Here is a 25,943-nt window from a genome sequence, read left to right as displayed (position 1 = left end):
GTCCGGGGCTACCTTGTTCTCCGCCATCGCGCTCTCCCGTCACGTGAGGGCCTCACGCGCCATCGCTCGTGGCCCGGTGCTGGAAGAAAGGTCCGAAGCGTCCCGGCACCCGACAAGAGGCCGGCCCACGCCCCGCCGCTCGCCCCCCGCTCGTCCAGGGACCGGCTCCCCTGGGAATGCGTGGGCGAAGCGCTGATTCACTTCGACGAAGGGGTCCACTCCAGCGCCGTGGGGTTCGGTTGGAAGCCCACCGACTCGTAGAGCGGCCGGCCCTCGGCCGAGGCGTGCAGGCAGATGCGGCCCGCCCCCTGCTCGCGCGCGAAGCGCATCAGCTCCGAGAACAGCGCCCGCGCGACACCTCGGCCGCGCCACCCGGGCTCCGTGTACATGTTGAGGATGTGCATCTCCAGGCCCGCCATGTTGCCGGGCACCGGAGGCCTCTCGAAGGGCATCACCCCACCGCAGGCCACCAGCCGGCCTCCGGCCTCGGCCACCCAGGTGTGGAAGCGTCCCGCGGTTATCGCCCGCTCGAGGTACCGCCGGGTGAGGTCCACCAGCGTCTCCTCGTTCTCCAACCGCTCCACCCCGCGCGTGCTGCGCAGCAACTCCAGGCGCAGGCGGACCAGATCCTCCAGGTCCTCCACGCCCGCCTTGCGGATGCTCCACCCTGCTTCCATGCGACTCGTGCCTCCGGGCCTCCGAGGCCCTGCGTGCCACGCGCGGAGCCTCACAGCCTCGGCTCGGGCTCAGCTCTTGTACTTCACCGCGCGGCCTATGGCTCGGTGGTGAGCGCCTGGAGCTGCCCCTTCGAGCAATGCTGGCGGAGTGCGCCTCAGTAGTCCGGACGGCAGACCCAGGGCTCCGTTTCGGAGGAGCGGAGGCATTGATGGAAGGGGCCGCATACTCCGGGGACCTCTGGGTCGCAGGGCTGGCGGCAACGGAACACCTGGCAGACGAGCCCCTCTGGGCAAGGGGGTTCGTTCTCGCCGCAGCGGGCGGAGCACCGCATCCAGACCTCCCCCGGGCGCTGTGGGGCGTAATCCACGAGGCACCTCTGTTGCTCGGAGCAGGGTGTCCGTTGGCAGTCCTCTCCGTGGAGCTGCGCGCAGACCGAGGTGCGCTCTCCGACCCGGACGCAGCGCTGACCCTCGGGACATGAGCGACCTTCACACGTGGGAAGGCACGAGGCACCGTTGGGACCTTCCCTGCAAAAGAAGCCCTCGGGGCAGCTCGCGGCATCATCCAGCCGGCAGGGACGACCGCACCACCCCTGGCAGACGAGGCCCTGCTCACAACCCTCGCGAGGCGTCTCCGGCAAGGAGTGGCAGGCTTCGCCTTCCTTTCGTATCCCCACCAGCGCGCATAGGCGAAGGGAGGGTCCGTCGCGCCCAAGCGCCGACGCACGGCAGGCGAACCCTGCCGGGCACTGCGAATCCGTCACGCACGTGGAATCAGTGCAGTAGCGCTCCCTCCTCCTCGGGTTGAAGAAACACACGAGCGAGGACTCGCAATCCTCGGGTTGCTGACATGGACGCTCGTAGGTCAGCAGGCTTCGGCGCTCCTCGAGAGAGAGCATCGGAATCGTTCGCAGCGCTGGAGCACTCGGGCTCTCGCCAGACACAGCCGTGTAAAGCAGCCAGACCAGTGGACCTGGAAGCAGCAGCCCGAGAAGTATGGCGAGCAGCGTGCGCCACCTCATCGGCATTCCTGTGGGCAATCGAAGTATTCCCAATCTGCGGGCTCCTCGCAGCGCTCCGCCCACTCGGCCTCACTCAAGGTGCATGGCTGCTTCTGCTGCTGGAACTTCTCCTGGATGTCCTTCGCCATGGCCCGGTCCATGGTGCCACCTCGTCCCCGGACGTGCCGGGCCCAGGAGGGATGCACCAGCGCGCCGACGAAGAGGCCCGTCGGTTGGCGAACACGGAGCGGCTGCGCCAGGCAGCTGAGCGGCGATGGTGCTCATATGTCCCCCCCGGCCCTATCGCTCGCCCGGCAGTGGTGGCAACCTCCAGTCATCTCCTTCCGGGCGCTGATAGAAGCCTCAACGACTTCCGAGAATGTCCGTCGTTCGCCCCCCGCGCGCACTCCTCCCTCCCGAGCCCAGAGCCGAGGCCCCTGACAACTCCGGGGAGAACACCTCCGGGGAGAACACCTCCGGCGAGGCGAGCCAGACGCTGGACACCACCGCGTCACGCTCCGAGGAGTCCACTCCCCTCCCAACGCGGGCCACCCAATCACTCCGGGTCTTCGAGGACGATGAGCTGGTGGCCTTCCGCTACCGCATCCGTGGCCTGCTCGGGCGCGGTGGCATGGGCGAGGTCTATGACGCGGAGGACCTGGAGTTGGGCGAACGCGTTGCCCTCAAGGTCCTCCGGCGGGAACTCGCCGAGCGGCCAGGGGCCCTTGACCAGCTCAAGCGCGAGATCGCTCTCGCACGCAAGGTGTCTCACCCCAACGTCTGCCGCCTCTTCGATGTGGGCTTCCACCTGCGCACCAGCGCCCAGGGCTCGGAGCGGATCTGCTTCCTCACCATGGAGTTGCTCCAGGGCGAGTCCCTCTCCGCCTTGCTGCGCCGCACCGGCTCGCTCCCGCCCGGAGAGGTGCTCCCGCTCGTGCGTCAGCTCTGCGAAGGGCTCCTCGCCGCGCACGAGGCCGGCATCATCCACCGCGATCTCAAGAGCGCCAATGTGCTCCTGGTGCGGGGACGGCCAGGTACTCCGCCCCGCGCGGTCATCACCGACTTCGGCCTGGCGCGGCTCGTCGACGAGGCCGCGGTGGCTCCCATGGAGCCGGGCACGCGACTGGTGGGCACGCCCGCGTACATGGCGCCCGAGCAACTCGAGGGAAGGCCTGTCACCCCCGCCACGGACCTCTACGCGCTGGGCATCATCCTGTTCGAGCTGCTGACGGGTGCCCGGCCCTTTCAGGGCGAGGAGGCCTGGAGCACCGCCCTCCAGCGACTCCATGCCCCCGCGCCCTCGCCGCGTGAGCGCCGCCCCGAGCTGGATAGACGGTGGGAGGCCCTCGTCCTCCGTTGCCTCGAGCGCCTACCCGAACACCGCTACCAGAGTGCACGCGAGATACTCGCCGCCCTCCCCGCCCCGAGGTGGGCGAGCCTGCCCCTGCCGGGGATCCAAGCCGAGGGCCGAAGGTTCCTCACACGCTTCTCGCTGGTCCTGGCTGGCCTGCTGGCGGCTTTCCACCTCCAGCCTTCGGACTCATCTCCCACGCGTCTGGCGCCAACGCGGCGCTCCGTGGCCATCCTCGGCTTCGCGGACCAGACGGGGCGACCCGACACCGCCTGGCTCTCGACCCTGCTCAGTCAGGCGCTCGCCATCGAGGTGCGGGCCGGTGAGCGGCTTCGCTCGGTCTCCGGCGGCGATGCCGCGAAGGCCGCTCTCTCGCTGGACAATGCCCGGGCCTTCCCCCCCGAGACGCTGGCGCGACTGCGCGGCCTGCTCGGGTGCGAGCTCGTGTTGCTGGGCTCGTACGCCGTCGTGGAGTCCTCCGGAGCCGCGAGCCTGCGGTTGGAGTTGCGGCTCCAGGACACCGCCACCGGAGCGACCGTCGCGCTCGTGGAGGAGAGCGGCCCCCTGGAGACCCCGCTGCCCCTGTTCGCTCGCGCCGGAGTCCGCATCCGGGAGGCGCTCGGCATCCGAGGTGTGACTCCGTTCCCACCGAACGACAGCGTCCTGCCCTCCGGTATCGACGCCCTGCGGCTCTACGACGAAGGGATGGCGAAGCTTCGTCGCCAGGATAGCGCCGGTGCCCAGGCACTCTTCGAGCACGTGCTCGCGCTGGAGCCGGACCCTTCGCTCCCCCGTTCGCGTCTCGCCTCGGCCCTGGTGTCGAAGGGAGATCGCGGCCGTGCCCAGGAGGAATTGCTGAAGGTCCTCTCTCGCCCGGAACAGCTCTCGCTCAAGGACCGTCTCAATACCGAGGCCCTCCACGCCGGGTATACGCTGGACCGGAGACGGGCAGCGGAGCTCTACCAGCAGAACTTCGACCTCTTTCCGGACGAGCTCGAAATTGGGCTGGCCCTCATCCACGCACAGATCGCCGCCGAGGACGCGGCGGCGGCCTTCGCCACGCTGGCGAAGCTCCGCGAGCGGCCCCCACCGCTCGTCTTCGCCGCCATGCTCGACAACGCCGAGGCGAAGGCCGCCCAGAATGCACGAGACTTCCCCCGGGCCCAGGCCGCGGCGGCCCGCGCGGCCTCCCAGTTCGAGGTGTTGAAGGACTGGTTCTCCGCTGGCGTCAATCGAAGCCTGGAGGCGGATGCCTTGTCCCAGCAGGGGGCCAGCGAGCGCGCGCGTGAAGCCCTGAGGGCCGCCATCCAGCTCTTCCGCCGCTCTGGCAACCAGCTCGCGGAGGCCGACGCCATGCGGAAGCAGATGGAGCTGCTGCCAGAGGGGGACCTGAGGGGAGGGCTCCAGGTGGCACGGGAGGCGAAGGCCCTCTACGCCGGGATCGGCCAGTCCAACGGGCTGTGCATGGTGCTCCTCGAGATCGGGGACTACGAACACCTGCTGGGCGAGCTGCGCGAGGCCCTTCGCTCCGCGCAGGAGGCGTTGCCCCTCTGCCACGAAGCGCGCCTGCCGAAACTGGAGATGGAAGGATGGGCGCTGGTGGGCAGGATCCACCGGAGTCTGGGGGACCTCGACGCCGCCGGCTCCTCGTTCCGCGAGCAGCTCCAACTCGCACGGGAGAGCGAGAACCTGGCGGAGACCCTCAGGGGCGTCACGGAGCTGGCGGAGCTCGCGCTCGTCCGAGGAGACCTCGCCGGGGCACGGCGGCTCCAGGAGGAGGCACGAGGGCTCGTCCAGAAGCCAGGAGGACGAGCGCTGGAGGATGCCGGGCTGCGCCAGGCCCGGCTCACCTTCGAGGAGGGCCACCTCGACGAGGCCGGGCAACTGGCGGACGCGGCCGTGACGAGCGTGCCCGAGTCCATCGTTCCCGACGTCCACCACCTGCGAGCTCGAATCTTCATGGCCCGGGCCCGGTACAAGGAGGCGAACCTTGCACTCCTGGAGGCCGGTGAGCCCACCTCGCTGCTGACGTGGCTCGGGCTGAAGATCCAGAGCGCCCGCCTTCTCGCCTCACGGGGGGAGGCCTCGGAGCGCGAGTCCGCACGGGCGAGCCTCCGGGAGCTCCTGGCCCGGGCCGAGAAGGTGGCCTGGCTGGAGGGGCAATACGAGGCGCGCCTGGCCCTCGCGGAAGTGGAGCTGGCCTCTGGAAGGAGCGCGGCCGGGCTCGCGCGGCTGGAAGTGCTCGAGCGAGAGGCCCGGAAGAGCGGCTGGGAGCTCTGGGCGAAGAAGGCCGCCAGTCTCCGTGCGGGTGGCTCCGAGGGTGGCTCGCGAGCCGGCGGGCAGAACCGCTAGATTTGGGCCGTGCCTCCGGACGACGAGACGCTTTCCAACCAAGGGCCTGAGTCCCAAGCGCCCGCGGCGCGCCCCCGGCAATTCCTGCTCGTCGTCATGGAGATGGAGGACCCCCTGGCTCCCCCCTGCCTGTACGGGCTGGAGGCGCTGGACGAGGTGCTGCTGGGCCGGGGCGCGTCGCGGGTGTGGAGCCGGCAGGAGCACGAGGGGCGCAGACAGCTCGTCCTCCAGCTACCGGATCGCTGGATGTCTCGGGAGCACGCCCGGCTGATGCGCGCGGGCGACCAGTGGATGCTGGAAGATGTGAACTCGAAGAACGGACTCCGGGTGAACGACGAGCCCCGGACGCGGGGCTGGCTGGCGGATGGAGATCTGCTCGAGCTGGGCCACACCCTGCTGCTGTTCCGCGAGACGGCCAGCACGGGACCCGCGTTCGCGCCAGACGCCAGCGCCGGGGAGCCGCGTGTACCGGTACCCGGGTTCGCCACGATGAACCCCGGCCTGCTCCAGGAGCTGGCGAAGCTCGCCCGGGTGGCGCGGACGCCCGTGCCGGTGGTGCTGGAGGGCGAGACGGGAACGGGCAAGGAGCTGCTGGCGCGCGCCTACCATGCGCTGTCGGAACGGCCGGGCGAGTTCGTGGCCGTCAACTGCGGAGCGCTCCCGGACACGCTGGTGCAGTCGGAGCTGTTCGGCTACCGCAAGGGGGCCTTTTCCGGCGCCAGTGAGGATCGCCTGGGGCTCGTCCGGAGCTCGGATCGCGGCACCCTGTTCCTGGACGAGATTGGCGAGCTGCCGCTGCCGGCCCAGGCTTCGCTGCTGCGCGTCCTCCAGGAGAGCGAGGTGCTTCCGGTCGGTGGGACGCGGCCGCTCCCGGTGGACCTGCGGGTGGTGGCGGCGACGAACCGGGATTTGGGGAGGATGGTGCGGGAGGGCACCTTCCGGAGCGATCTGCTCGCGCGGCTGTCGGGGCTGCGGCTGTGGATTCCCCCTCTGCGCGAACGGCGGGAGGACATGGGGCTGCTGGTGGCGGAGCTGCTGCGGCGCCTGGTGCCTCCGGGAGCCCGCAGCCCGTCGTTCACCCCCGCGGCGGCGCGGGCCCTGTTCCGCCACGACTGGCCGCGCAACGTGCGCGAGCTGGAGCACGGACTGGCCCTGGCCGTGGCGCTCTCTCCGGAGCGCATCGACCTCGAGCACTTGCCCGCCGAGCTCCAGGCGGAGCCTCCGGGCCGGGCCACGAAGGCGGAGCCCCCCAAGACGTCCACCCAGGAACAGGAGCGGGACGAGCTGCTCACCCTGCTGCGCAAGCACCGGGGCAACGTCAGCCAGATCGCCGAGGCCCTGGGGACCTCACGGGCGCAGGTGCACCGGCTCTTCAAGCGGCACGGGCTGGACCCTCAGGGCTTCCGTTCCTGAAGGGTGTACCAGGTGTACCAGTGGTCCAGGGGTGTACCCGCCTCGGAACACCCGGTGGGGTACAGCCGGGCCGCGGCTCCCTTCTGAAACCAAGGGGTTGGCACGCCGCGGGCGCTGGCGCATGGCTTGCTCTGGCGCCCAGGCGTCGTCTGGTCAGTCAACCCTGGGAGAAGTCACAGATGAGGATGAACACGTTGTGGGCCGCTGCCGTGGTGTCTTGCCTGGTTCCGATGGGGACGGTCTGGGCGCAGCGCCAGATGGCACTCGGAGATTTCGATGGAGATCGCCGTGCGGAGGTCTTCCGGCCGGATGGCGGCAATTGGTGGTTGGCGTCTCCCAGTCCTGGTTCCTGGAGCTACCTGAACGTCTCGGCTGCCACCCTGGCGAACACCCGGCTGGCGGATATGAATGGTGATGGAAAGCTGGATGTGTTCCACGCCAACGGGACGGACTGGATGGTCTCCTACGGAGGCACCACCGGCTGGAACTTCCTGCGCAGTTCCCCCCTCACCGTGTCTCAGGTGGCTCTCGGCGACTTCAACGGTGACGGGCAGGCCGACGTCTTCTACCCGGATGGCGCCAACTGGTGGGTCTTCTACTCGGGGAGCGGCAGCCAGACGTATCTGAACGTCTCGGCCGCCACCCTGGCGAACACCCGGCTGGCCGATGTGGATGGTGACGGAAAGACGGATGTGTTCCACGCCAACGGGACGGGCTGGATGGTCTCCTACGGAGGCACCACCGGCTGGAACTTCCTGCGCAGTTCCTCCCTCACCGTGTCCCAGGTGGCTCTCGGTGACTTCAACGGCGACGGGCAGGCCGATGTCTTCTACCCGGATGGCGCCAACTGGTGGCTCTTCTACTCGGGGAGCGGCAGCCAGACGTACCTGAACGTCTCGGCCGCCACCCTGGCGAACACCGAGCTGGCGGATGTGGATGGCGACGGAAAGACGGACGTGTTCCACGCCAACGGAACGGGCTGGATGGTCTCCTATGGAGGCACCACCGGCTGGAACTTCCTCGCCAACTCTTCCTACACATTCTGAGTCGGCGATGGGCCATCGCCACATCAGGTGACCTCCGTTGCTCCGCGGGCGCGACTCCACACTCCGGGCGCCAGGCCCGCTGTGACGGCGAGCGGCGTCGCGCGTCCATCGGATGAGACGTACCGGGCCCGAGAGGGACGGCATACGCCGCGCGCTGTTCCGCCGCTCACTCGGAGCGGCGCGGCTGTGTCTCCTGGCCCACCGCTTGCTCACGGGTCGCTCCGGGGAGGTTGACCGGACAGGTCATGTGCCGCACCCTGACGGGCATGGCACGCGACGAACAGCAGCGGGAGGACGCCTTTCCCCGGGCGCCCTCCCGGGAAGAGTGGGCGCGGATGAGCGAGGCGGAGAGGGCCCGGGTGGTGGAGGAGTTGCCCGGGGAGGTGACGTGGGACGAGATGGCGATGCCCGAGGGAGACCTGCACTCCCAGGCGAAGATGGGAGCGTTGCAGGCACTCGAGGGCTACTTCTCGCGGCAGCGGCGGCGGGTGTACGTGGGCACCGAGCTGCCGGTGTACTACCCCGCCGAGCGCCGCTTCGCGCCGGACCTGGTGGTGGTGCTGGACGCGGAGACCCACCCTCGCAGCAAGTGGGTGGTGCTGCACGAGGGCAAGGGGCTGGACTGGGTACTGGAGGTCCACGTCGGCGGGGACCGCAAGAAGGACGCCGAGTACAACGTGAAGCGATATGCCCGCCTGGGCATCCCCGAATACTTCATCTACGACCGGGCCCGGCAGCGGCTGTACGGCTACCGGCTGCCCTCGCCCGAGGCGCGGGAGTATGTCCCCATCGCATCGGAGAGAGGCCGGTACAGCTCGGAGGTGCTGGGGCTGCAGCTGCAGATAGAGGAGGGGCGGTTGCGCTTCTGGTCGGGGACCGCGCTGCTGCTGGAGTACAAGGAGTTCATCGACCGGATGCAGGAGTCGGTGGCGGGGCTGCAGCAGCGAGCGGACGAGGATGCCCGTCAGTTGGCGGAGACGGAGCGGCTGCGCCAGGAAGCGGAGCGGCGGCTGGCGGAAGAGACGCGAAGGCTGGAGGAGTTGGAGCGGCGCCTCGCGGAGTCACAGGCCGAGTTGGAGCGCCTGAAACAGCGCGGAGGATGAACCATCTCCAGGCGCCAGCCCGTGGAGGTGACTTGCCAGATAAGGTGCGGCCTCCCATTTCGAGAGGTGATAGAAGGACGGGCGGAAGGAGGCCGCACATGGCAGACGAACCACCCTTCAAGGGCGGGAAACTGGGGCCGTTCCACCTCGGCAGGCGCTACAAGCACAAGGATGTCGGAGCGGGCCTGGGCCGCCTCTACGAGGCGCATAACGTCCACACCGGCAACGCGGCCCTGGTGCTGATGCCCGACCGGCACGCGGACTGGGAGCCGACGGAGGACTGGCGGCTCTCCGCCTCCTCGCACGTGTCGCCGCCCTACGTCGCGCTGGAGGTGGAGCAGGCCCCGGCCTCGGGTCGGCTGCCAGCCTTGTCGGAGCTGCTCGACCTGCTGGCCTCCGCCGTCGAGCGGGTGGAGCAGAAAGCCGAGGCGCGCGCCCATCTGACCCGTGAGCCCATCGGACTGCTGCGCAGGTGGCGCGGACGCTCACTCAGGTGGCTGCGCTCCCGAAGGGGACTCGTCACCATGGGCCTCGCCACGGTGGCCCTCGGCATGGGCCTCTGGCTGGGTTTCACCGGCCTCGACAGAGGTCTGGAGCCCGAGCCCGGCGCAGTCCATGGAGTGGGCGCGGAGGCAGCGGCCCGGCTCCATTCGCCCGCCTCTGTCGGCACCGATGGCCAGAGCATGGCGGCCATTGCCTATCCCATGCCCGGGGGTCCCTTCCGTGACCAGGCCAAGGCCCCCTGCAGGCCCAAGCACGGTGAAGTGGAGATCAACGGCGGGTGCTGGGTGGAGCTCGCCAAGCGTCCGCCCTGCTTCGAGACCCAGGCCGAGTACCAGGGCAAGTGCTACCTGCCGGTCTCTGCGGCGACCCGGAAGCCCCAGTCCATCCTCCCCTGAGCCAGGGAGCTTGCATGACCCGAAAAGTCATGTTCCTATAGGGACTCTCGAAGTAGTCCACGAAACCCACTGACTGCCAGCGGTGGATTTCGTGGGCTCCCTCCGAGAGCGCAATCCCGGCGTCCTCTCGTTATGGCGGGGCGCCACCTCAACGCTCCCCAAGGTGCCTGGCAGCCCTCGGTGGAGCGTTGTTCCTTCTGGCCTCGGGCTCAGCTCTTGTACTTCACCGAGCAGCCGTACGGCTCGGTGGTGGAGGCCGGCACGGGCTTGCCGGACAGGAGCGCGTCCACCGCCGTCTTCACGTGGTTGGTGGTGCCCTCCTTCTTGCTGCCGCGCGGATCGTCGTCGATGGCGCCCGCGTAGCGCACCACGCCCTGCTCATCGATGACGTACATGTGCGGCGTCGTCTTGGCGCCGTAGGTCTTGCCCACCGTGCCGCTCGCGTCCTGCAGCACCGGGTAGCTGAAGCCCTCGGTCTTCCTCCAGGCCGCGGACTTCTCCGGCGTGTTGCTCGCGGTGGAGTCCACCGCCAGCCACACCACCTTCTTCGCATCCACACCCGCGAACGTCTTCTGCATCGTGTCGGCCGTGTAGTGGCGCTTCACGAAGGGGCAGTCCGGGTTGGTCCACTCCAGCACCACGACCTTGCCCTTGTACTGCGACAGCGAGTGCTCCTTGCCGGACTCGTCCTTCAGGGTGAAGGCCGGGGCGGGCTGGCCCACCTGGGCATCGGCGGCGAGCGCCGCCACGGGCAGCATCACAGCGAGGGCCACTGCGGTGAAGAAAGGCTTCATTCGCTCTGCTCTCCTCTTGTGGGGGTACTGCGAAAGAACTCCAAAGAACTCAGAAGATGCGCGAGCCGCCGCTACGTCGCGTCGGCCACCCGCTCGGCCGCGCGGCGCACGGCGTCGGTGACGGAGTCGGAGGTGAGCAGCTCGGGCAGCACCTCGGGCTTGTCGGGCGCCGCGGGGCTCACCACCAGGTACATGGGCACTCCGGCCCGGCCGAACTCGGCCAGCTTCGCGCTGATGCGCTCGTCCCGCCGCGTCCAGTCCGCCACGAAGAAGGCCACCTTGTGCTGCGAGAAGGCGGCTCGCACATCCTCGCGCGTCAGCACCGTGCGCTCGTTGAACTTGCAGGTGAGGCACCAGTCCGCGGTGAAGTCGATGAACACCGGCTGCCCCGCCTTCAACGCCGCGGCCACCGCTGCCTCGTCCCACGGCTGCGCCTCGGCCACCATCGAGGACTTGCGAACGGCCGGGCCCGTCTCCTCGAAGCGCAGGGAGAAGACGCCGCCCACCACCAGCACCGCCACCACCGCCGCCACACCCGCCGCCTTGCGTCCTCCCGAGGCGCCCTGCACCAGGCCGTACAGCCACGCGCCCAGGCCCACCACCGCGAGGAAGGCGAGCAGTCGCGCCATGCCGTCCACGCCCGTGAGGCCCCCCATCACCCATACCAGCCACACCGTGGTGCCCAGCAGCGCGAAGCCGAGCAGCTGCTTGCCGCGCTCCATCCACGCTCCGGGCTTGGGGAGGAACTTCCTCAGCCCAGGCACCAGCACCAGCAAGCAGAAGGGCAGCGCCAGGCCCAGGCCCAGCATGAAGAAGGTGGCCAGCACCGTGAGCGGGCCCGCCGCGAGCGCGAAACCCACCGCGGTGCCCAGCAGCGGCGCCGAGCAGGGCGTGGCCAGCACCACCGCCAACACGCCCTCGCCCGCGCTGCGCGAGAAGCCGTGGCTCGAGTCCACCTTCTCCACCAGCGCGGTGCCGTCCGTGCCCACGTGGAAGACGCCGAAGAGGTTGAGCGCGAAGGCCACCAGCACCGCGGCCACCGCGGCCACGAAGAGCGGCTCCTGGAACTGGAAGCCCCAGCCCACGCTGCTGCCGCCAGCGCGCAGGGCCAGCACCACCCCCGCCAGCACCATCAGCGAGCCCACGATGCCGCCCGCGTACGCCAGCGCATGCAGCCCCACCTTGCCCTGCTCGGCGTGCACCGTGCGGGTGAAGCCGTAGGCCTTGAGCGCCAACACCGGGAAGACGCACGGCATGAGGTTGAGCAGCGCGCCCCCGAGGAACGCGAAGAGCAACACCAGGCCCAGCGACAGCGATGACTCCGCCGCTCCGGCCGGGGCGACCACGGCGGGCTTCGGTGCATCCACGGCCTTCGTCGCCGAAGCCGCGGGAGCGCCGGGCGCGGCGGCCACCACGGAGGCCAACGGCAGGCTCAACGTCAGCGCGGTGGCACCCGCGGAGGCCGAGCCCAGGCGCAGCACGCCCGCGAACCGAGGCTCCTGCGCGGGTACGTCCGGAGCCGCCTCGCCCTCCAGCTTGAAGGTGCCGGGCCTGCCCGCCACGGGCGACAGGGCCAGGCGCGCGATGCCGGGGATGCGCTCGGGCACGAAGAAGTCCTTCTCCACCGCGGGCACCGGCTGGCCCCGAGGAGCCGTCACGGTGAGCGTTCCGGTGAAGGGCTTGCCGGCGGTAAGCGGCCTGGTGTCGAGCGCGAGCGTCACCTCATGGCCGGAGCTCTCGGGCGACACGGGCACGCGCGCGCGGGCCGCGTCAAAGCCGGGGGCGTGCGCAGGGTCCGACTGCGTCTCGGGGCCCACCGGCAGGTTGCGGGTGAGCATGAGCTGCGCGGGCAGACAGTGCACCTCGCACACCAGCACGTCCGCCGCGGCCGAGAGTTGCAGCGAGCCCTCGGCCTTCTCGGAGGCGCGGGCGTCGGCGAAGAGAAGCACCTCGTCCGCGTAGCCATAGGTGGTGATGTAGCCGTCCGAGGTGCGGAAGGTGGAGGGCGCGGGCCACTGCTGCGCCCCCACGGTGGTGCCCGGCGTGTCCCACGTCACCTCGGAGGCCAGGCCCGACTCTCCTGGATTCTTCCAGTAGATGTGCCAGCCCGGGTCCATGCGAAAGCGCACGCCCACGCGGAAGGCGTCTCCCGCCTTCACCTGGGCCACGTCCGTCAGGAGGGCGGCCTCCACCCGATCGTTGCCCTCGTCCGGCGCGCCACTGGCCACCGCCGTGGAAGACAATTGTGCCCGGGCCTCGCCGGCGCCGAGGCAGAGCCCCAGCACCGCGGCGAAGAGAAGCCCCCCCCAGTTCGAACGTCGTACCCGCTGCAGCGTCATGCGCCTCCCGTTAACCCACCGGCCCGCCATCCGCCAGCCGTCCGCCCGTAGATTGGCGCCCACCAACCCTCCAGGCGGGCAGGCATTCCCGGAGGGCTGGCTCCCGGTGGTATGGCTGGTACGCAAGCCCCTGCCCCAAGGTTACAGAGGGTTGAAGAGAGCCAAGGTGATGGGGGTAGACACCTTCCATACCGCTCGAATGCTTGCCGAGCGGCCACGCCTGGAGGACGTGGTGGCCTTCACGCTGACCACCAACAAACAAAGCCTCGCGGCGCGTGATGGAGAAGGTGGGCTCACCTCAGCGGAGTGGCTTCGCGGCCCGGTGCGCGAGCAGTTCCCGCTGGTCTAGCGCTGAGCGCTCAGTTCCCGGCCTTCCGAATGGGAATCGCAGGCTGGATGATGCTCAGTCCGGTGTGCGCATCGGCGGCCCGGGCCCGGCGCACCACCAGCGCCGGCAGCTCGCCCGCGCGACGCTCCACCGCGAGCTTCAGGTCCGTCAGCCGCTCCACATGGCGCTTCGCCGGCACCTCATCCACCGCCAGCCGCACCAGCTCGCGCAGCGCCTCCTCGGCCACCTTCAGCGACTGCTCGGCGGCGATCGGGTTACGCCGCACCAGCGCCTTCCACGCCGCGGACTCGGCCGCCACCAGATCCAACTCCGAGCCCACCGCGCGAATGAAGCGGCCCTCGGGGCTGTCGGGCAGCACGCGCTGCACCGGCACCGTCACCCGCCGCGTGTCGCCATTCTCCGTCCACGTCGTCGTCACCCCGAGCGTCCAGTCCGCCAGCTCCAGCCGCCCGGTGAAGAGCGCTCGGCGCGCGAAGGCGTTCGAGAGCGAGCCCAGCCCCGCGCTCAGCGCGTCTCCCTCCACCCGCGCAGGGTAGCGGTGGCGGCACAGCAGCTCGGAGAAGCCCATCGGCTTCACGTACAGGCGCGCGTCCGTCCCCACCTCGCCGAACAACTCAGCCACCAACGCCGCGGCCGCCACCGGCAGGCCCTCGGCGTCGTCCACGTGGGTGAAGCCCGTGCCCGCGGGGCCCGTGAGCGCCTCGAGAATCTCCGGCAGGTAGTGCCGTCCCAGTCCCAGCGCGTGCAGCGTAATGCCCGACTCGGCCACCTTGCCGCCCAGCGTGCGGAAGTCCGCCAGCGAGCGCGGGCCCACCGAGGGCTCGCCATCCGTGAGCATCAGCATCTTCGGTCGCGCCCCGGGGACGAACAGCCGGCGCACCGCGGCCGCTCCGGACTCCACCGCCTCATGCAGCGCGGTGCCCTCGCCAGCCTGCATCGCCGAGAGCGCCTCGGCCAGCTCAGTCCGCGCCTCTGCATCCATGGGCCGCAGTGGCACGAGCTGCTCCGGCACCCCGTCAAAGGCGAGCAGTCCCAGGTAGTCCTTCGAGCTCGCGCGCTCGACGAGCAGCTGCGCGGCCTCCACCGCCGCGGCCAACGGCGCGCCTCGCATCGACGCGCTCCGGTCCAGCACGAGGTTCAACGCCACGGGTGCACGGGGCGCGTCCGACTCGGCCTCCACGGTGACGAGCAGATGTACATCCCGGCCGCGCTCACTATCGCGCTCGACCGCCCAGGCCGTCAGCTTCATCGCTTCATCCTCCGTGCGAGGCACATACGTGTGCCCCGGTACCACCGCGTCCCCTCAGTATCGCCGGACTGGCCCCCACGGCCGCAACCCGCAGGCGCTCACATTCGAGCCGCTCGTTCGCGGGACTTCCGGACACTCTCCCGGAATGCTGGACTCGGACGCCCCGCGAAACCCCTTACGAGCGGGTCCCAGCCACCCCACCCGGCTGCGTGCCCGGCTCCAACACCGCGCGCCCGTCCACCTTCTTCATCAGGGCTACCCTCTCGGGGGGCAGCCCGGCCAGGAGCGCGGGAGACTGCGTGGCCATGAGCAACTGCGTCTCGGAGGAAGCGCGCCGGAGCAGCCCGGCGAGCACCGGCAACACACGCGGGTGGAGCCCCAGCTCGGGCCCGTCGAGTCCCACCAGTGTCGGCTTCCGAGGCGACAGGCACAGCACCGCCAGGCACAGCAGGCGCAGCGTGCCGTCCGAGAGGTCCGCCAGCGTCAGCTCGTCCCTCACGCCAGCCTCTCGCCACACGCCAATGACAGTGCCCGGCCCGCCCCGGGGTTTGACGGAGAGCGACTGGAAGGACGGATGAGCCTCGCGCAGAGTGGCCTCCAGCTCGCGCCAGCGCTCCGGCCACTCCACCATCAGGTGGAAGAGCACGGCGCTCAGGTTGGAGCCATCCGCCGCCAGCAGGGGCTCGGGCTCCGAGGGCACCGGCCGCCGGAGCACCGCGTTCCGCGAGACATCGAAGCCCGGGTAGAAGCGCCAGCCGGAGACGAACGCACGGAAGCTGGCGGCCGAGCACAAGGCGGGCTCCAGCTCCTCACGCAGCGCGAGCACGTCCGGCGGCAGCGTGTGGGGCGCCGCTCGCAGGTGGGGCCGGGGCGACTCCCAACGCACCGTGCGCACCGTCCCTCTGCCATTCTTGAAATCCAAGAACGCGAAGGCCTCCAACTCCTGGCCGCTCGCGTCCGTCTCCACGGAGGCGAACCGCTCCGAGATGACGCGGGGCGCACTCTCCGGCCCGCCCAGGCCCAGCGAATACCGGAAGGCCCGGCCGGTACCGCTGGTGACGCGCAGCGACACGTGGGCGCGAGGAGTGCCCGAGGGAAGCGGATGGCGCACCGCGAAGGCAAGCAGCGCCAGGCAGTCGAGGAGTGAGGACTTGCCCGAGCCCGATTCACCCGTGAGGACGGTCAGGTCGCCGAGCCGCACGTCGAGCCCCTCGAGCACCCGGTACCCATCCACGCGCAGCTGCGTGAGACGGAGAGGAGCCTCCAGCGGACCCTGGGCCCCGAGCCGCGCACGCACGGTCTCGAAGGACTCTGTCTCCAACACGGTGGTCGCGAGCTGGATGGCGCCAACGAGGCCCACGTCATCCCCGAAGAGCACCTCCGCGAGCTCCAGCTCCGCGGCGAACCGCTCCAGCGTACGAGCCACCTCCGCCACCGGCAGCCCGGACAGCTCGCCGAGCTCCTCGGCCGACCAAGCCTTGCCTCGGTTGCGCTGATACGCCTCCTTCAGCGCGGGCAGCAACCGGTCGAAGCCCGCGAGCTCCTCCTCGGGACGCACCGCCGCCGCTTCACCTGTGCTCGATTCGCTCGGAGACCCCACGTGGGGTGGAAGATACACGGAGCCGCGGATTCCATCCCCGGAACGGGTGCCAGGCACCGGCTCGACAGGGAGACGCGTCCCTCCGCGTCATACTCGCGCCCCCGCGTCATGTCCCCAGACGCGGGGGCCCTGGTGCTACTCGGCGTCGTACCCGCCGTAGGCTTCTTCAGCCCCCCACAGCCGGCCTCCGGTGGTCACCCGGACCGGCATGATGGACCCCGACTCCTCGTCCTCGCCGCCTGGAACGACGTACGCCAGACCCTCGTCGTCCACATACGTCGTGTCGTCGTGCACCATGGCTCCTCCTGGGCGCTTTCCGTGCTGCTTCAGGTCGCCGGCCAACTGGCTCGCCGCCCCCACGGGCGCCTCTCTCTCGGTCTCCTGGGGCCCACCCCATGCGGTGCCCCTCCCAACATCGTTTGACCGATTTACCGACCATGGTGAGCATTGGCCGCTGTCTTGTAAAGTCCTTGAGCTCCCAAGCAGCCAGCTTCGTCTGATAGTGCACGCCTGCTTGCTTTTACACACCTACTTGTGCCTGCCCGCCCGACGCACCCCGCAGAGGAGCCGGGCGGGCCGTTTTTTCAGCTCCGTCGGGCTCGGGCCCGCCCGAGGGACGGCCAGGCGAGCAGGAGCAGCAGCCCCAGCAGCCCCGCGGGAGAGCCCCCCGCCGCCGCGCAGCCGGAGCCCTCTTCGTTCCCACCCGGCGAGCGCTTCACGGTGACGCCGAAGGAGCACGTGGCGCTGTTACCCGCCGCGTCCGTCACCGTAGCGGTGACCAGGGTCGTGCCCACCGGGAAGGCGTTGCCCGAAACGTGGCTGTACGTCACCTCGGGAATGGCCGTCACCGCGTCACTGGCCGTGGCCTCCGGGTACTCCACCGCGCGTCCCGAGGCCTCCCGTGTCTCCACCTCCACGTCCGCCAGGCAGGTGAGGACGGGGGCGGTGGTGTCGCGCACCACCACGCCGAAGGAGCATGTGGCCGCGTTGCCCGCCGCGTCCTTCGCCGTCACGGTGACGGACGTCTCCCCCATCGGGAAGGTGCCACCCGGGGCGGGGCTGTACGTCACCTTGGGGTGGACGGTCCCATCGTCCGTGGCGGTGGCGGCGAACGTCACCGGCGCACCCGAGGGCCCAGTGGCCTCGACCGTCATGGCCGCCGGACACGTGACCGAAGGCTTCGTGGTGTCCCTCACGGTGACGCGGAAGGTGCACGTCCCGGCGTTCCCAGCCACATCCCTCGCCGTCGCCGTCACCACCGTCTGTCCCACGGGGAAGGCGCTACCCGAGGCATGGCTGTACGTCACCTCGGGGCGGGCCGTCACCCCGTCGCTCGCCGTGGCCTCCGCGAAGGTGACCGGGGTGCCCTCGGGGCCGGAGACAGCCACCTCCACGTCCGCCGGGCAGCTCACCACCGGGGCAATGGAGTCGCGCACCACCACGTCGAAGGCACACCCGGCCTCGTTGTCCGCCGCGTCCCGCGCCGTCACCGTCACCACCGTCGTCCCCAGCGGGAACGCCGTGCCCGGGACATGGCTGTACGTCAGCGGGATGGATGCGGAGACATCATCGGAGACCCGGGCATCCGGCCAGGAGGCGGTTGCGCCAGAGGCCGAGGAAGCCTCGAGCGTCACCGCCGCCGGGCACACCAGCACGGGCAGCGTGGTGTCGGGGGACACCGGCGGCAGGGAGAGGAGCCACAGCTCGGAGCCATGCACCCCGTCGTCAGCGCGGAAGAACACGCTGTCGCCGCTGCGCGTGAACGCACGGGGATCGCTGGTCCGGGGCCCCGGCGCGACATCCGCGACCAGATAGCTCCCCACTTCGGTCCCATCCGATGTCCACATCTCCACGCCACTCGCCCCCTCCGAGGAGCGGAAGAGCACCTGGCCGCGGTCCGCGAGCCCCAGCATGGAGGAGGGGTAGTACGAGCCATCCAGGTGTCCCGGGGACCCGTCCATCACCGCGTACGTTCCAGCGGCCGTGCCATCGGTGCGCCACAGCCCCACGCCGCCCAGGCCGCTCCCCGCCTGGAAGTAGAGCACCCTGCCCGCGACCGCCGTGTCCACGAGGATGTAGTGCTGGTTCCTGGAGAGCAGGGTCGCATGCTCGGACGTTCCGTCGTACGACCACAGCGCCGGCACGAAGGAGGCATCGGTGAAGACGAGGAGCGTGCCGTTGACGACCCTCAGCACCTGCTGCTCTCCCATGGACAGCCCGGGCTCCTCGAGCGCGATCTTCCGCAACTGACCATCCAGACCCAGCCGCCACAGCACATTGCGGCCCGTGGGGACGGCATCGCTCGCGGTGAAGACGAGCGACCCGTTCAGGTTCTCCATCTCCATCGGAGAGGAGCCCGTCGCGCCCGGGACGAGGTCCTTCACCAGCACCGTGCCCGCCGCGGTCCCATCGCTCTTCCACAGCTCGCGGCCGTGCACGCCGTCATCCGCCGCGAAGTAGAGCGTCCCTCCCACGTTGAGCATCACCGAGGGGAGGGACGACGCGGGGCCCGGGCGGATGTCCTTCACCAGCACCGTGCCCTCGCGCGTGCCGTCGCTCACCCACAGCTCGGCGCCATGCTCGGCCGTGGTCGCGAAGAAGAAGAACCGGCCCGCCACCTCGACGCCGGTCTGCGCCATGCTGCCGCTGCCCACCGTGTAGAAGTCCCGGAGGAGGAAGGTGCCCTCCGGCGTCCCATCGCTCCGCCACAGCTCGGCACCGGAGTCATTCGTCGTGGACGCATTGAAGTACCGCACGCCGCCCATGCGCAGGCTCACACGGCCGAGGTAGCGCAACCCCGCGTGGAGCCGCCGAGTGCCCGCGTCCGTTCCATCGCTCGCCCACAGCTCCAGGCCGCTGCCCTCGACGGGAACCGAGAAGAGGACCCGCCCCCCGCCAACGTCCATCACATCCCGTGGAGCGCTGCCATGCGCGCCCCTGTCGAGGTCCTTCAGGAGGACGGTACCCTCCGGCGTCCCATCCGTCTTCCACGGCTCCACGCCGTGCACGCCATCGTCCGCCACGAAGAGCAGGCTGCCATCCGCGAAGCCCAGGGACTGGGAGAGCCCGGCACTCGAGCTCTCCGGCGCGAGGCTCCGCAGCTCCCGAGTCCCCACCGGAGTGCCGTCAGTCATCCAGAGCGCGTGGTTTCCCCAGCCGCGATCGGCGAAGAAATACGCGCGCGAGCCGGCCACGGCGAACCAGCTGTTCACGGACTCGGTGCCCCCGCCCGGCTGGATGTCCGTGAGGCGCACGGTTCCATCGGCCGTCCCATCACTCGTCCACACCTCACGTCCGGTGTCGGGGTGCCAGGCGAGGAACAGAAGGACCCCATTGGCGTCGGCCATGAGGGAGGGCCTGGAATCGCCAGAGGGATGGATGTCCTTCACCTGCACGGTCCCCTTGGGGGAGCCATCGCTCTTCCACAGCTCGTACCCGGCCGTGCCGTCATCCGCGGAGAAGTAGAGCGTCCCGCCCGAGACCTTCAGCCAGCCGGGGCCGCGAAGGGAGGGGCCCTCCGAAACAATGGGGCCCCCGAGCACGTTGGTGAGGGGCACGGTGCCCTCGGGGGTGCCATCGCTCTTCCACAGCGAGCCCGCCGTGGTGAAGTAGAGCACGTCCCCCGCTCCGGCGAGCTCCCCGAGCGTGGTGCTGGCGGCCCCCGGGGCGAGGTCCTTCACCATCCCCGTGCCCGCCGCGGTCCCATCGCTCTTCCACAGCTCGCGGCCGTGCACCCCGTCATCCGCCGTGAAGTAGAGCGTCCCTCCCACGGCGCGCAGCCCCTGGGGCGCTGTGCCTCCCGACGTGTAGACGTGCCTCACCAGCTGGGTGCCCGCGTTCGTCCCATCGCTCGTCCACAGCTCGAAGCCGGAGCCGCCATTCGCGGAGAGGTAGAGCGTGTCGTTGACGGCCTCGAGCTCCGAGATGAACAACGGCATCCGCCGATCGCCCAGGAGCGGCACCGTGCCCTCGATGGTTCCATCACTCCGCCACAGCACTCGTTGATACCCGTGGGTCGCGAGGAAGTAGAGCACCCCGTGGGCGACCGTGAACTCGCCGATGTTGGAGCCCTGGCTCCCCGGGACGAGGTCCTTCACCAGCACGGTGCCCTCGGGCGTCCCGTCGCTCGTCCACAGCTCGGCCCCGTGGAGCGGGTCGGACGCGACGAAGAAGCGCGTCGAGCCCACCGCCACGAAGTCCGAGGGATGACTGCCCGCCTGCGGCGATGGCGGCGGGGTCGGCTGGAGATCGCGCACCAGCACGGGCGCTCCCAGGGTGAGCGCGCTCCGCTCCTGGCCCAGCGGCACCTCGGCCGTCTTCCGGGCCTCCGGGCCCGAGTCCACACAACCCCCCATCGCCGCCAGCACCACGGCCAGGCGGCCCACGCTTCCTCGTCGGCTTCTCATCGGTCTGGAATCCCCCCGTGCGGAATGGCTTCCCAGTATGGAAGCCCCCCATCCGGCCATGGGTCCGCGGGGCGGGCACCGTGGGCGATGCACGTTGTGCTGTCAACGATGCTCCGCCTGGGGTACGTGCAGGCTTCGCCCCGAGTAGAAACGAGGCGACGCCTGACTCGGACAGGTGCTTGATTCGAGAATCAATCTTGTTAGGGTTGCAGGGTTACAGCAGTGCCGCAGCGCGGCAACCGGTCCTCCCCACCGCGCGCACCTTCGCGAGGTTCACCGAACCGCCATGAGCCCCATCATTACAGGCCTCCTCCTCGCCGTCGGCCTCTCCGTCTTCGGCATCACCATGTCCGGACGCATCGGCGTCCTGCTGGCGATGAAGAAGGAGAACCGGCTGGACAACATCCCCCAGCGAGCCTCGGCGCTGCTGCGCTTCGGCCTGGGGCAGAAGCGCATGGTGGACCCGGAGGAATTCACCCCGGGCCTCATGCACGTCTTCATCTTCGCGGCGTTCATGGTGCTGGCGCTGCGCACCATCATGATGTTCGTGATGGGCTTCTCCGAGACGGGCCTGGTGCTGCTCACGGACCTGGGGCACCCGTTCTGGGGCGGCCAGCCGGAGCTGCTCACCGCCTACCGCGTCTACCTGCTGATCAAGGACCTGGTGGCGGCCGGAGCGCTGCTGGGCTGTGCCTACTTCGTCTACATGCGCGCCGGAGTGAAGCCGGACCGCATGAGCCCCTCGTGGGAGGCCTTCCTCATCCTCGGCTTCATCTCGGGCCTGATGGTGACGGAGTTCCTCTTCGGCGGCAGCCACATGGTGCCCCGCGAGCAGACGATGCCGGTGGCCACCAGCAACTTCGTGTGGTGGGAGCCGGTCACCAGCGTGGTGGGCATGGGGATGAAGCCGCTGGGCTGGACCGCGGCGCACGTGCTGGGCGTGGCGGGCTTCTGGATTCACCTGACCATCATCCTGGCGTTCCTCAACTTCCTGCCCGTGGGCAAGCACTTCCACGTCATTACGGGCCTCTTCAACGTCTTCTTCCTGCGCCTGGGGAAGGACTCGCAGACCTCGGGGAGCGCGAAGCTGCCCACGCCGAACCTGGAGAAGGAGGAGTTCGGCGCCGCGACGGTGAAGGACCTCACCTGGAAGCAGGGCATGGACCTGTACTCGTGCACCGAGTGCGGCCGCTGCCAGACGCACTGCCCCACGTACATCACCGGCAAGCCGCTGACCCACAAGGCCGTGAACCAGGACCTGAAGCATTGGATCTGGGACCACGAGATGTGGGTGGAGGAGGGCCGGGGACCGTCGGGCACGGCGGAGCCGCTGCCGGAAATCATCGGGAGCGCGCTGAAGGCAGAGACGGTGTGGGCATGTACGAGCTGCGGCTGGTGCGAGACGGCGTGTCCGGTGTTCATCGAGAACGTGCCGCGGCTCATCGACATGCGGCGCTACCAGGTGCAGGTGAAGGCGGAGTTCCCGCCCGAAATCCAGCGCGTGTTCGAGGGCATGGAGCGCCAGGGCAACCCCTGGGGCCTGGGCCAGGACCGGCGCGACGAGTGGGCCGAGGACCTGGCGCTGCCCACGTGGGGTGATGGAGGCGGCCCGTACGAGTACCTGTTCTTCGTGGGCTGCGCGGGCAGCTACGACGACAAGCAGAAGAAGGTGAGCCGGGCGCTGGTGAAGATTCTGCGCGAGGCGGGGGTGAGCTTCGCGACGCTGTCCAAGCAGGAGATGTGCAACGGGGACTCGGCGCGCCGCATGGGCAACGAGTACCTGTACCAGACGATGGCGAAGACGAACGTCGAGACGTGGAACTCGATGGGCGTGAAGGCGGTCATCACGCAGTGCCCGCACTGCTTCAACACCATCAAGAACGAGTACCCGGAGTTCGGCGGCGAGTACCGGGTCATCAACCACACGCAGCTGATCAACGACCTGCTGAAGGAGAAGCGCATCAAGCTCTCGCAGGTGATGAACGAGAAGCTGACGTACCACGACCCGTGCTACCTGGGCCGGCACAACGGGGTGTACGACGCGCCTCGTGAGGTGCTGAAGGCGATTCCGGGGCTCGAGGTGGTGGAGATGCAGCGCAGCAAGCGCGAGGGCTTCTGCTGCGGCGCGGGTGGCGGACGGATGTGGATGGAGGAGCACATCGGCACGCGCATCAACCACAACCGGTTGAACGAGGCGGCGCTGACGCTGAAGCACGCCGAGGATCCGAGCACGCCGTACCCGGATGCGGCGGACAGGAAGAAGCCGGGCCTGGTGGGCGAGTACAAGGAGCCGGGAGGAAAGGGCATCGTGGCGGTGGCGTGCCCGTTCTGCTCGACGATGTTGAACGACGCGGTGAACGACACGGAGCGCGGGGAGCGCATCAAGGTGAAGGACATCACCGAGCTGGTGGCGGACGCGCTGGAGGTGAAGCAGGGCGCGGGCACGGTGGCGCCGAGCGCGGTGGTGAACGCCAAGCCCGAGTAGTCTGAGCACGCCACTCGAGCACCAACCCAAGCACCCCACTCGAGCATCAACCCCTCTCCCCCCGGGAGAGGGACGGGGTGAGGGTATCGAGATCCCAGGTTGAACCCGGAGGCCCGGAGACCCGATATGAGGGTCCCCGGGCCTTCGTTCATCGAGCCATGAGCATGAGCACCGTCCTGCGCATCCAACTCCTCGCGAGTCTCATCCTGGGAGCGCCGAGCGCCCTCGCTTCGGAGCCAACGCCACAGCCGGCCCCGACCGAACTCCCCGCCCCCGCCTCGGAGCCCGAGGACGATGACGCGAGGGAGACAGCGGCGCCCGAGCCCACCATCGCGGACGAGGCCTTCACGGCGGCCATGAAGAAGCCGCCGGAGGAAGTAGCGAAGCGGTGTGGTGCGGCGGTGGCGGGGATGGAGGAGGTGCTGACGCCGGGAGGGGTGCTGGTGCTGGGCGAGCTGCACGGCACGCGGGAGGTACCGGCCTTGGTGAGAACGGTGAGCTGCCACGTGGCGAGCGCGGGAGTGCCGGTGGTGGTGGGGCTGGAGGTGCCGCGAGAGGAGCAGCGGGCGCTGAGGTGCTACCTGAAAAGCAACGGGGGCAAGGAGGCGCGCGCCTCGCTCACAGAGGGAACGTTCTGGCGCCGGCCGCACCAGGATGGGCGCAGCAGCGAGGCAATCGCCGCGCTGATGGAGAGCCTGCGCGTGCTGCGGAGCCAGGGGCTGAACGTGTCGGTGTTCGCCTACGACGCGCCTGGGCAGGGGAGCCAGCGCTCGGCGCTCATGGCGAAGCGGGTGCTGGAGGTGCACGAGACGGCACCGAAGAGCAGCTTCGTGCTGCTGGGCGGCAACGTCAACGCGAGCACCGTGCGTGGCACCGAGTGGGACGAGACCTTCACGCCCATGGGCTGGCACCTGGTGAGGGCGAAGCTGCCGGTGCGCTCGCTGGACATCCGCTACAGCAAGGGCACGGCGTGGAACTGCAGCCTGGGCGAGGAGCAGAAGCTCTCCTGCGGCGCCGTGCCCGCCGTGCCTCCGGCGGCCCGCCGCAACGACAAGGTCGTCTACCGCGGGCCTCGGGCCTTCATGGAGCTCACGCCGGAGTCCAAGCACGAAGGCTTCGACGGAGTCTTCTACGTGGGCCCGCTGACGGCCTCACCGCCAGCGGTGTCCTTCACGGCGAAGTCCCACTGAGCACGCTCGCCTCGAGGCGCTGGGCCTCCTGGGGATCGAGCCGCTTCAGCAGCTTCCACTCCAGCTCCACGTCCCGGGTAAAGACGCGGTTCTGCGCTCGGGGCGTACCCATGTCGTAGCCGGCGCCCATCGAGCCATCGAGGGGATTGACCTCGTCCGCGGTGAGGACCATCAAGGAGGAAGCGTTGTTGCGCTCGCGGTGGGAGGGCCGCCCCTTGAGGCCCGTCATCCGGGACTGGCGATAGATGAGCACCTGGGTGTTGGCACGGTTGAGCTGCAAGCCACGCACGAAGATGCGCTCACCGGCACTGGCCACCCGGCTCTCACCGAACGAGGTCACCCAGTCCGAGAGCAGCACGTACTGCCCGGGACTCTCCTGAAGTGGGTAGCCTTCCTCGACGACGAACCTGCGCACCTCGGGCCAGATTTCCTCCAGCGGGCGCGCGTAGGTGTACTCGTACATCTGCTCGACAACGGGCTGCTGCTTCATGGTGGCGCAGCCGGACAGCGCCACCCCGGCGCCCAGTCCCAGACAGAGAGTCAAAGCCTTGATGCGCATGGAAGAGGTTCCCCCCTCACAGGAAGATGTAGGGGAGAACGCTCTTCCGCCCACCACCATATCGGCCGCCTCGATGGCGCCCGGGCCTGCTCCTCCCGACGAGCGCACAGCGGGAGGAGCATCCGGTGAGTGGCGACGAACGACTAACCGCCGTAGGAGGGCTCCAGGGCGCCCGGCACCACGAGGGTGCCCGCGCCCGTGGAGGCAATGCTGATGCGGTAGACGTTGTCGTTGCCGCCCGAGTTGGACAGGAAGGACAGCTCGGTGTTGCCGCGCCAGCTCGGCCAGGTGTCCTCCACGCCGAACTCGCCCGTGTGCGCCGTCACCTGCGTCACACTGGTGAGCGTCTGCCCGAGCTGCCCCACGAAGATCTGCGAGCCGCTGCTGGTGCGCCCATCGAAGGCCACCTTGGTGCCGTCCGGCGACACCACGGGGCGCGACACCACCACCTGCGCCGTATTGCCCAGGTTGAAGGAGATCTCCGTCGTGGCGCCGTTCGTCACGGCCACCTTCACGAGGAATTTGAGATCGCTGGTGGAGTAACCGCCCGCCGCGAGCACGTTCTGCCCGTCCGGGTAGAAGGAGGCCGCGCCGTAGACGTAGGAGCTGCCATTGGTGAGGAGCTGGAAGCTGCTGCCATCCGCGTTCACCCGGGCCAGCTTCGCGTAGCCGCCCTGGTCCAGGGTGAAGACGATGGTGCTGGCGCTGGGGTTGAAGGTGGGGAAGCGGAAGTTGCTGCAGCCCGAGCAGGCGGTGCTGGTGCTGGAGAACACCGTGGAGGGCTGGCCCGTGCCCGTGGTGGGTACCGTGCGAATCTCCGACGTATTGCCCGACCTGTACGCGAAGACCACCGACCGGCCATTGCGCGACACCGTGGGATGGTACGCCCCGCCCTGCGTGGTGAGTTGCAGCGGAGAGTTCGGATCCCCCGTGTCATCCACCGCGTACACGTTGCGGCCGCTGCTGCCGTTGCGCACGAAGACGAAGCCACGGGTGAAGGAACCGCCACCGCCGCCGCCACCACCGTCGTCGAAGTCGAAGCCCTCACAGCCCGACAGCCCCACCACCGCCGCCAACCCGAGAATCCGCAACACCTTCATACGCTCGTGCTCCTGTTTCTTCCGGCCCCG

Annotated in this window: 18 protein-coding genes; 8 read left to right on the top strand and 10 right to left on the bottom strand. The window is 69.6% G+C overall.

Features of this window, described 5'->3' with window-relative positions; translation table 11 throughout:
* Positions 1-197: 197 nt before the first annotated feature.
* Both OV287_RS02230 and OV287_RS02225 read right to left on the bottom strand, forming a co-directional pair.
* Entirely contained in the window at positions 198-677 is a 480-nt protein-coding gene (locus OV287_RS02230) for a GNAT family N-acetyltransferase (protein ID WP_267532302.1), read from the bottom strand.
* A gap of 1,018 nt (positions 678-1,695) precedes the next feature.
* Complete coding sequence (locus tag OV287_RS02225; RefSeq protein ID WP_267532301.1) at positions 1,696-1,827, bottom strand: hypothetical protein; 132 nt, start codon at positions 1,825-1,827, stop codon at positions 1,696-1,698.
* Between the two features lie 230 nt (positions 1,828-2,057).
* On the opposite strand from OV287_RS02225, the gene OV287_RS02220 reads away from it, so the two are divergent.
* The 5 genes from OV287_RS02220 (at position 2,058) to OV287_RS02200 (ending at position 9,842) form a co-directional block, all read left to right on the top strand.
* Positions 2,058-5,381, top strand: a complete 3,324-nt coding sequence (locus OV287_RS02220) for a serine/threonine-protein kinase (RefSeq protein WP_267532300.1) — start codon at positions 2,058-2,060, stop codon at positions 5,379-5,381.
* A 9-nt stretch (positions 5,382-5,390) separates the two neighbouring features.
* Positions 5,391-6,794, top strand: a complete 1,404-nt coding sequence (locus OV287_RS02215; protein WP_267532299.1) for a sigma 54-interacting transcriptional regulator — start codon at positions 5,391-5,393, stop codon at positions 6,792-6,794.
* 185 nt (positions 6,795-6,979) lie between these two features.
* On the top strand, positions 6,980-7,840 hold the full coding sequence (locus OV287_RS02210) for an FG-GAP repeat domain-containing protein (protein ID WP_267532298.1): 861 nt from the start codon (positions 6,980-6,982) through the stop codon (positions 7,838-7,840).
* 245 nt (positions 7,841-8,085) lie between these two features.
* Positions 8,086-8,943, top strand: coding sequence for a Uma2 family endonuclease (locus OV287_RS02205; protein ID WP_267532297.1), 858 nt, complete (start codon positions 8,086-8,088; stop codon positions 8,941-8,943).
* A gap of 98 nt (positions 8,944-9,041) precedes the next feature.
* A complete protein-coding gene (locus OV287_RS02200; protein WP_267532296.1) occupies positions 9,042-9,842 on the top strand; it encodes a hypothetical protein in 801 nt (266 codons plus the stop codon).
* 209 nt (positions 9,843-10,051) lie between these two features.
* Here OV287_RS02200 and OV287_RS02195 read toward each other — a convergent pair whose 3' ends face one another.
* Together OV287_RS02195 and OV287_RS02190 are read right to left on the bottom strand one after the other, a co-directional pair.
* Entirely contained in the window at positions 10,052-10,636 is a 585-nt protein-coding gene (locus OV287_RS02195) for a thioredoxin family protein (RefSeq protein WP_267532295.1), read from the bottom strand.
* Between the two features lie 71 nt (positions 10,637-10,707).
* Positions 10,708-12,975 (bottom strand): protein-disulfide reductase DsbD family protein, encoded by a 2,268-nt coding sequence (locus OV287_RS02190; protein ID WP_267532294.1) that lies wholly within the window; start codon positions 12,973-12,975, stop codon positions 10,708-10,710.
* A 151-nt stretch (positions 12,976-13,126) separates the two neighbouring features.
* Between OV287_RS02190 and OV287_RS02185 the strand changes: the two genes are divergently transcribed.
* The gene (locus OV287_RS02185; protein ID WP_267532293.1) at positions 13,127-13,324 is read left to right on the top strand and encodes a hypothetical protein; all 198 of its coding nucleotides are present in this window, start codon (positions 13,127-13,129) and stop codon (positions 13,322-13,324) included.
* Between the two features lie 10 nt (positions 13,325-13,334).
* On the opposite strand, the gene OV287_RS02180 is transcribed toward OV287_RS02185, so the two are convergent.
* The 4 genes from OV287_RS02180 to OV287_RS02165 form a co-directional block, all read right to left on the bottom strand.
* The gene (locus OV287_RS02180; protein WP_267532292.1) at positions 13,335-14,573 is read right to left on the bottom strand and encodes a vWA domain-containing protein; all 1,239 of its coding nucleotides are present in this window, start codon (positions 14,571-14,573) and stop codon (positions 13,335-13,337) included.
* 175 nt (positions 14,574-14,748) lie between these two features.
* Complete coding sequence (locus tag OV287_RS02175) at positions 14,749-16,131, bottom strand: AAA family ATPase (protein WP_267532291.1); 1,383 nt, start codon at positions 16,129-16,131, stop codon at positions 14,749-14,751.
* Positions 16,132-16,308: 177 nt separating this feature from the next.
* Positions 16,309-16,470: a hypothetical protein gene (locus tag OV287_RS02170; protein WP_267532290.1), complete on the bottom strand. Its 162-nt coding sequence runs from the start codon at positions 16,468-16,470 to the stop codon at positions 16,309-16,311.
* A 287-nt stretch (positions 16,471-16,757) separates the two neighbouring features.
* Positions 16,758-20,579 (bottom strand): ELWxxDGT repeat protein, encoded by a 3,822-nt coding sequence (locus OV287_RS02165; RefSeq protein ID WP_267532289.1) that lies wholly within the window; start codon positions 20,577-20,579, stop codon positions 16,758-16,760.
* A 286-nt stretch (positions 20,580-20,865) separates the two neighbouring features.
* Between OV287_RS02165 and OV287_RS02160 the strand changes: the two genes are divergently transcribed.
* A complete protein-coding gene (locus OV287_RS02160; RefSeq protein WP_267532288.1) occupies positions 20,866-23,064 on the top strand; it encodes a (Fe-S)-binding protein in 2,199 nt (732 codons plus the stop codon).
* Between the two features lie 164 nt (positions 23,065-23,228).
* Positions 23,229-24,254, top strand: a complete 1,026-nt coding sequence (locus OV287_RS02155) for a hypothetical protein (RefSeq protein ID WP_267532287.1) — start codon at positions 23,229-23,231, stop codon at positions 24,252-24,254.
* Here the strand turns inward: OV287_RS02155 and OV287_RS02150 are convergent.
* Both OV287_RS02150 and OV287_RS02145 read right to left on the bottom strand, forming a co-directional pair.
* Positions 24,235-24,813, bottom strand: a complete 579-nt coding sequence (locus OV287_RS02150) for a hypothetical protein (protein WP_267532286.1) — start codon at positions 24,811-24,813, stop codon at positions 24,235-24,237. The two genes, OV287_RS02155 and OV287_RS02150, sit on opposite strands and share 20 nt — an antisense overlap.
* Positions 24,814-24,956: 143 nt before the next feature.
* The gene (locus OV287_RS02145) at positions 24,957-25,913 is read right to left on the bottom strand and encodes a TolB family protein (protein ID WP_267532285.1); all 957 of its coding nucleotides are present in this window, start codon (positions 25,911-25,913) and stop codon (positions 24,957-24,959) included.
* Positions 25,914-25,943 lie beyond the last annotated feature (30 nt).

It is taken from the genome of Archangium lansingense (assembly GCF_026626635.1).
In the GTDB taxonomy this organism is placed as follows: Bacteria; Myxococcota; Myxococcia; order Myxococcales; family Myxococcaceae; genus Archangium; species Archangium lansingense.
Note: the sequence above shows the minus strand (reverse complement) of the source record. Positions and strands in the feature narration are given on the sequence as shown.

What these genes read in the sequence shown, in the direction of transcription:
- OV287_RS02230 (WP_267532302.1), bottom strand. Translation starts at nt 677, where the DNA reads ATGGAAGCAGGGTGGAGCATCCGCAAGGCGGGCGTGGAGGACCTGGAG.
- OV287_RS02225 (WP_267532301.1), bottom strand. Translation starts at nt 1,827, where the DNA reads ATGGCGAAGGACATCCAGGAGAAGTTCCAGCAGCAGAAGCAGCCATGC.
- OV287_RS02220 (WP_267532300.1), top strand. Translation starts at nt 2,058, where the DNA reads ATGTCCGTCGTTCGCCCCCCGCGCGCACTCCTCCCTCCCGAGCCCAGA.
- OV287_RS02210 (WP_267532298.1), top strand. Translation starts at nt 6,980, where the DNA reads ATGAACACGTTGTGGGCCGCTGCCGTGGTGTCTTGCCTGGTTCCGATG.
- OV287_RS02205 (WP_267532297.1), top strand. Translation starts at nt 8,086, where the DNA reads ATGTGCCGCACCCTGACGGGCATGGCACGCGACGAACAGCAGCGGGAG.
- OV287_RS02200 (WP_267532296.1), top strand. Translation starts at nt 9,042, where the DNA reads ATGGCAGACGAACCACCCTTCAAGGGCGGGAAACTGGGGCCGTTCCAC.
- OV287_RS02195 (WP_267532295.1), bottom strand. Translation starts at nt 10,636, where the DNA reads ATGAAGCCTTTCTTCACCGCAGTGGCCCTCGCTGTGATGCTGCCCGTG.
- OV287_RS02190 (WP_267532294.1), bottom strand. Translation starts at nt 12,975, where the DNA reads ATGACGCTGCAGCGGGTACGACGTTCGAACTGGGGGGGGCTTCTCTTC.
- OV287_RS02180 (WP_267532292.1), bottom strand. Translation starts at nt 14,573, where the DNA reads ATGAAGCTGACGGCCTGGGCGGTCGAGCGCGATAGTGAGCGCGGCCGG.
- OV287_RS02170 (WP_267532290.1), bottom strand. Translation starts at nt 16,470, where the DNA reads ATGGTGCACGACGACACGACGTATGTGGACGACGAGGGTCTGGCGTAC.
- OV287_RS02165 (WP_267532289.1), bottom strand. Translation starts at nt 20,579, where the DNA reads ATGAGAAGCCGACGAGGAAGCGTGGGCCGCCTGGCCGTGGTGCTGGCG.
- OV287_RS02160 (WP_267532288.1), top strand. Translation starts at nt 20,866, where the DNA reads ATGAGCCCCATCATTACAGGCCTCCTCCTCGCCGTCGGCCTCTCCGTC.
- OV287_RS02155 (WP_267532287.1), top strand. Translation starts at nt 23,229, where the DNA reads ATGAGCACCGTCCTGCGCATCCAACTCCTCGCGAGTCTCATCCTGGGA.
- OV287_RS02150 (WP_267532286.1), bottom strand. Translation starts at nt 24,813, where the DNA reads ATGCGCATCAAGGCTTTGACTCTCTGTCTGGGACTGGGCGCCGGGGTG.
- OV287_RS02145 (WP_267532285.1), bottom strand. Translation starts at nt 25,913, where the DNA reads ATGAAGGTGTTGCGGATTCTCGGGTTGGCGGCGGTGGTGGGGCTGTCG.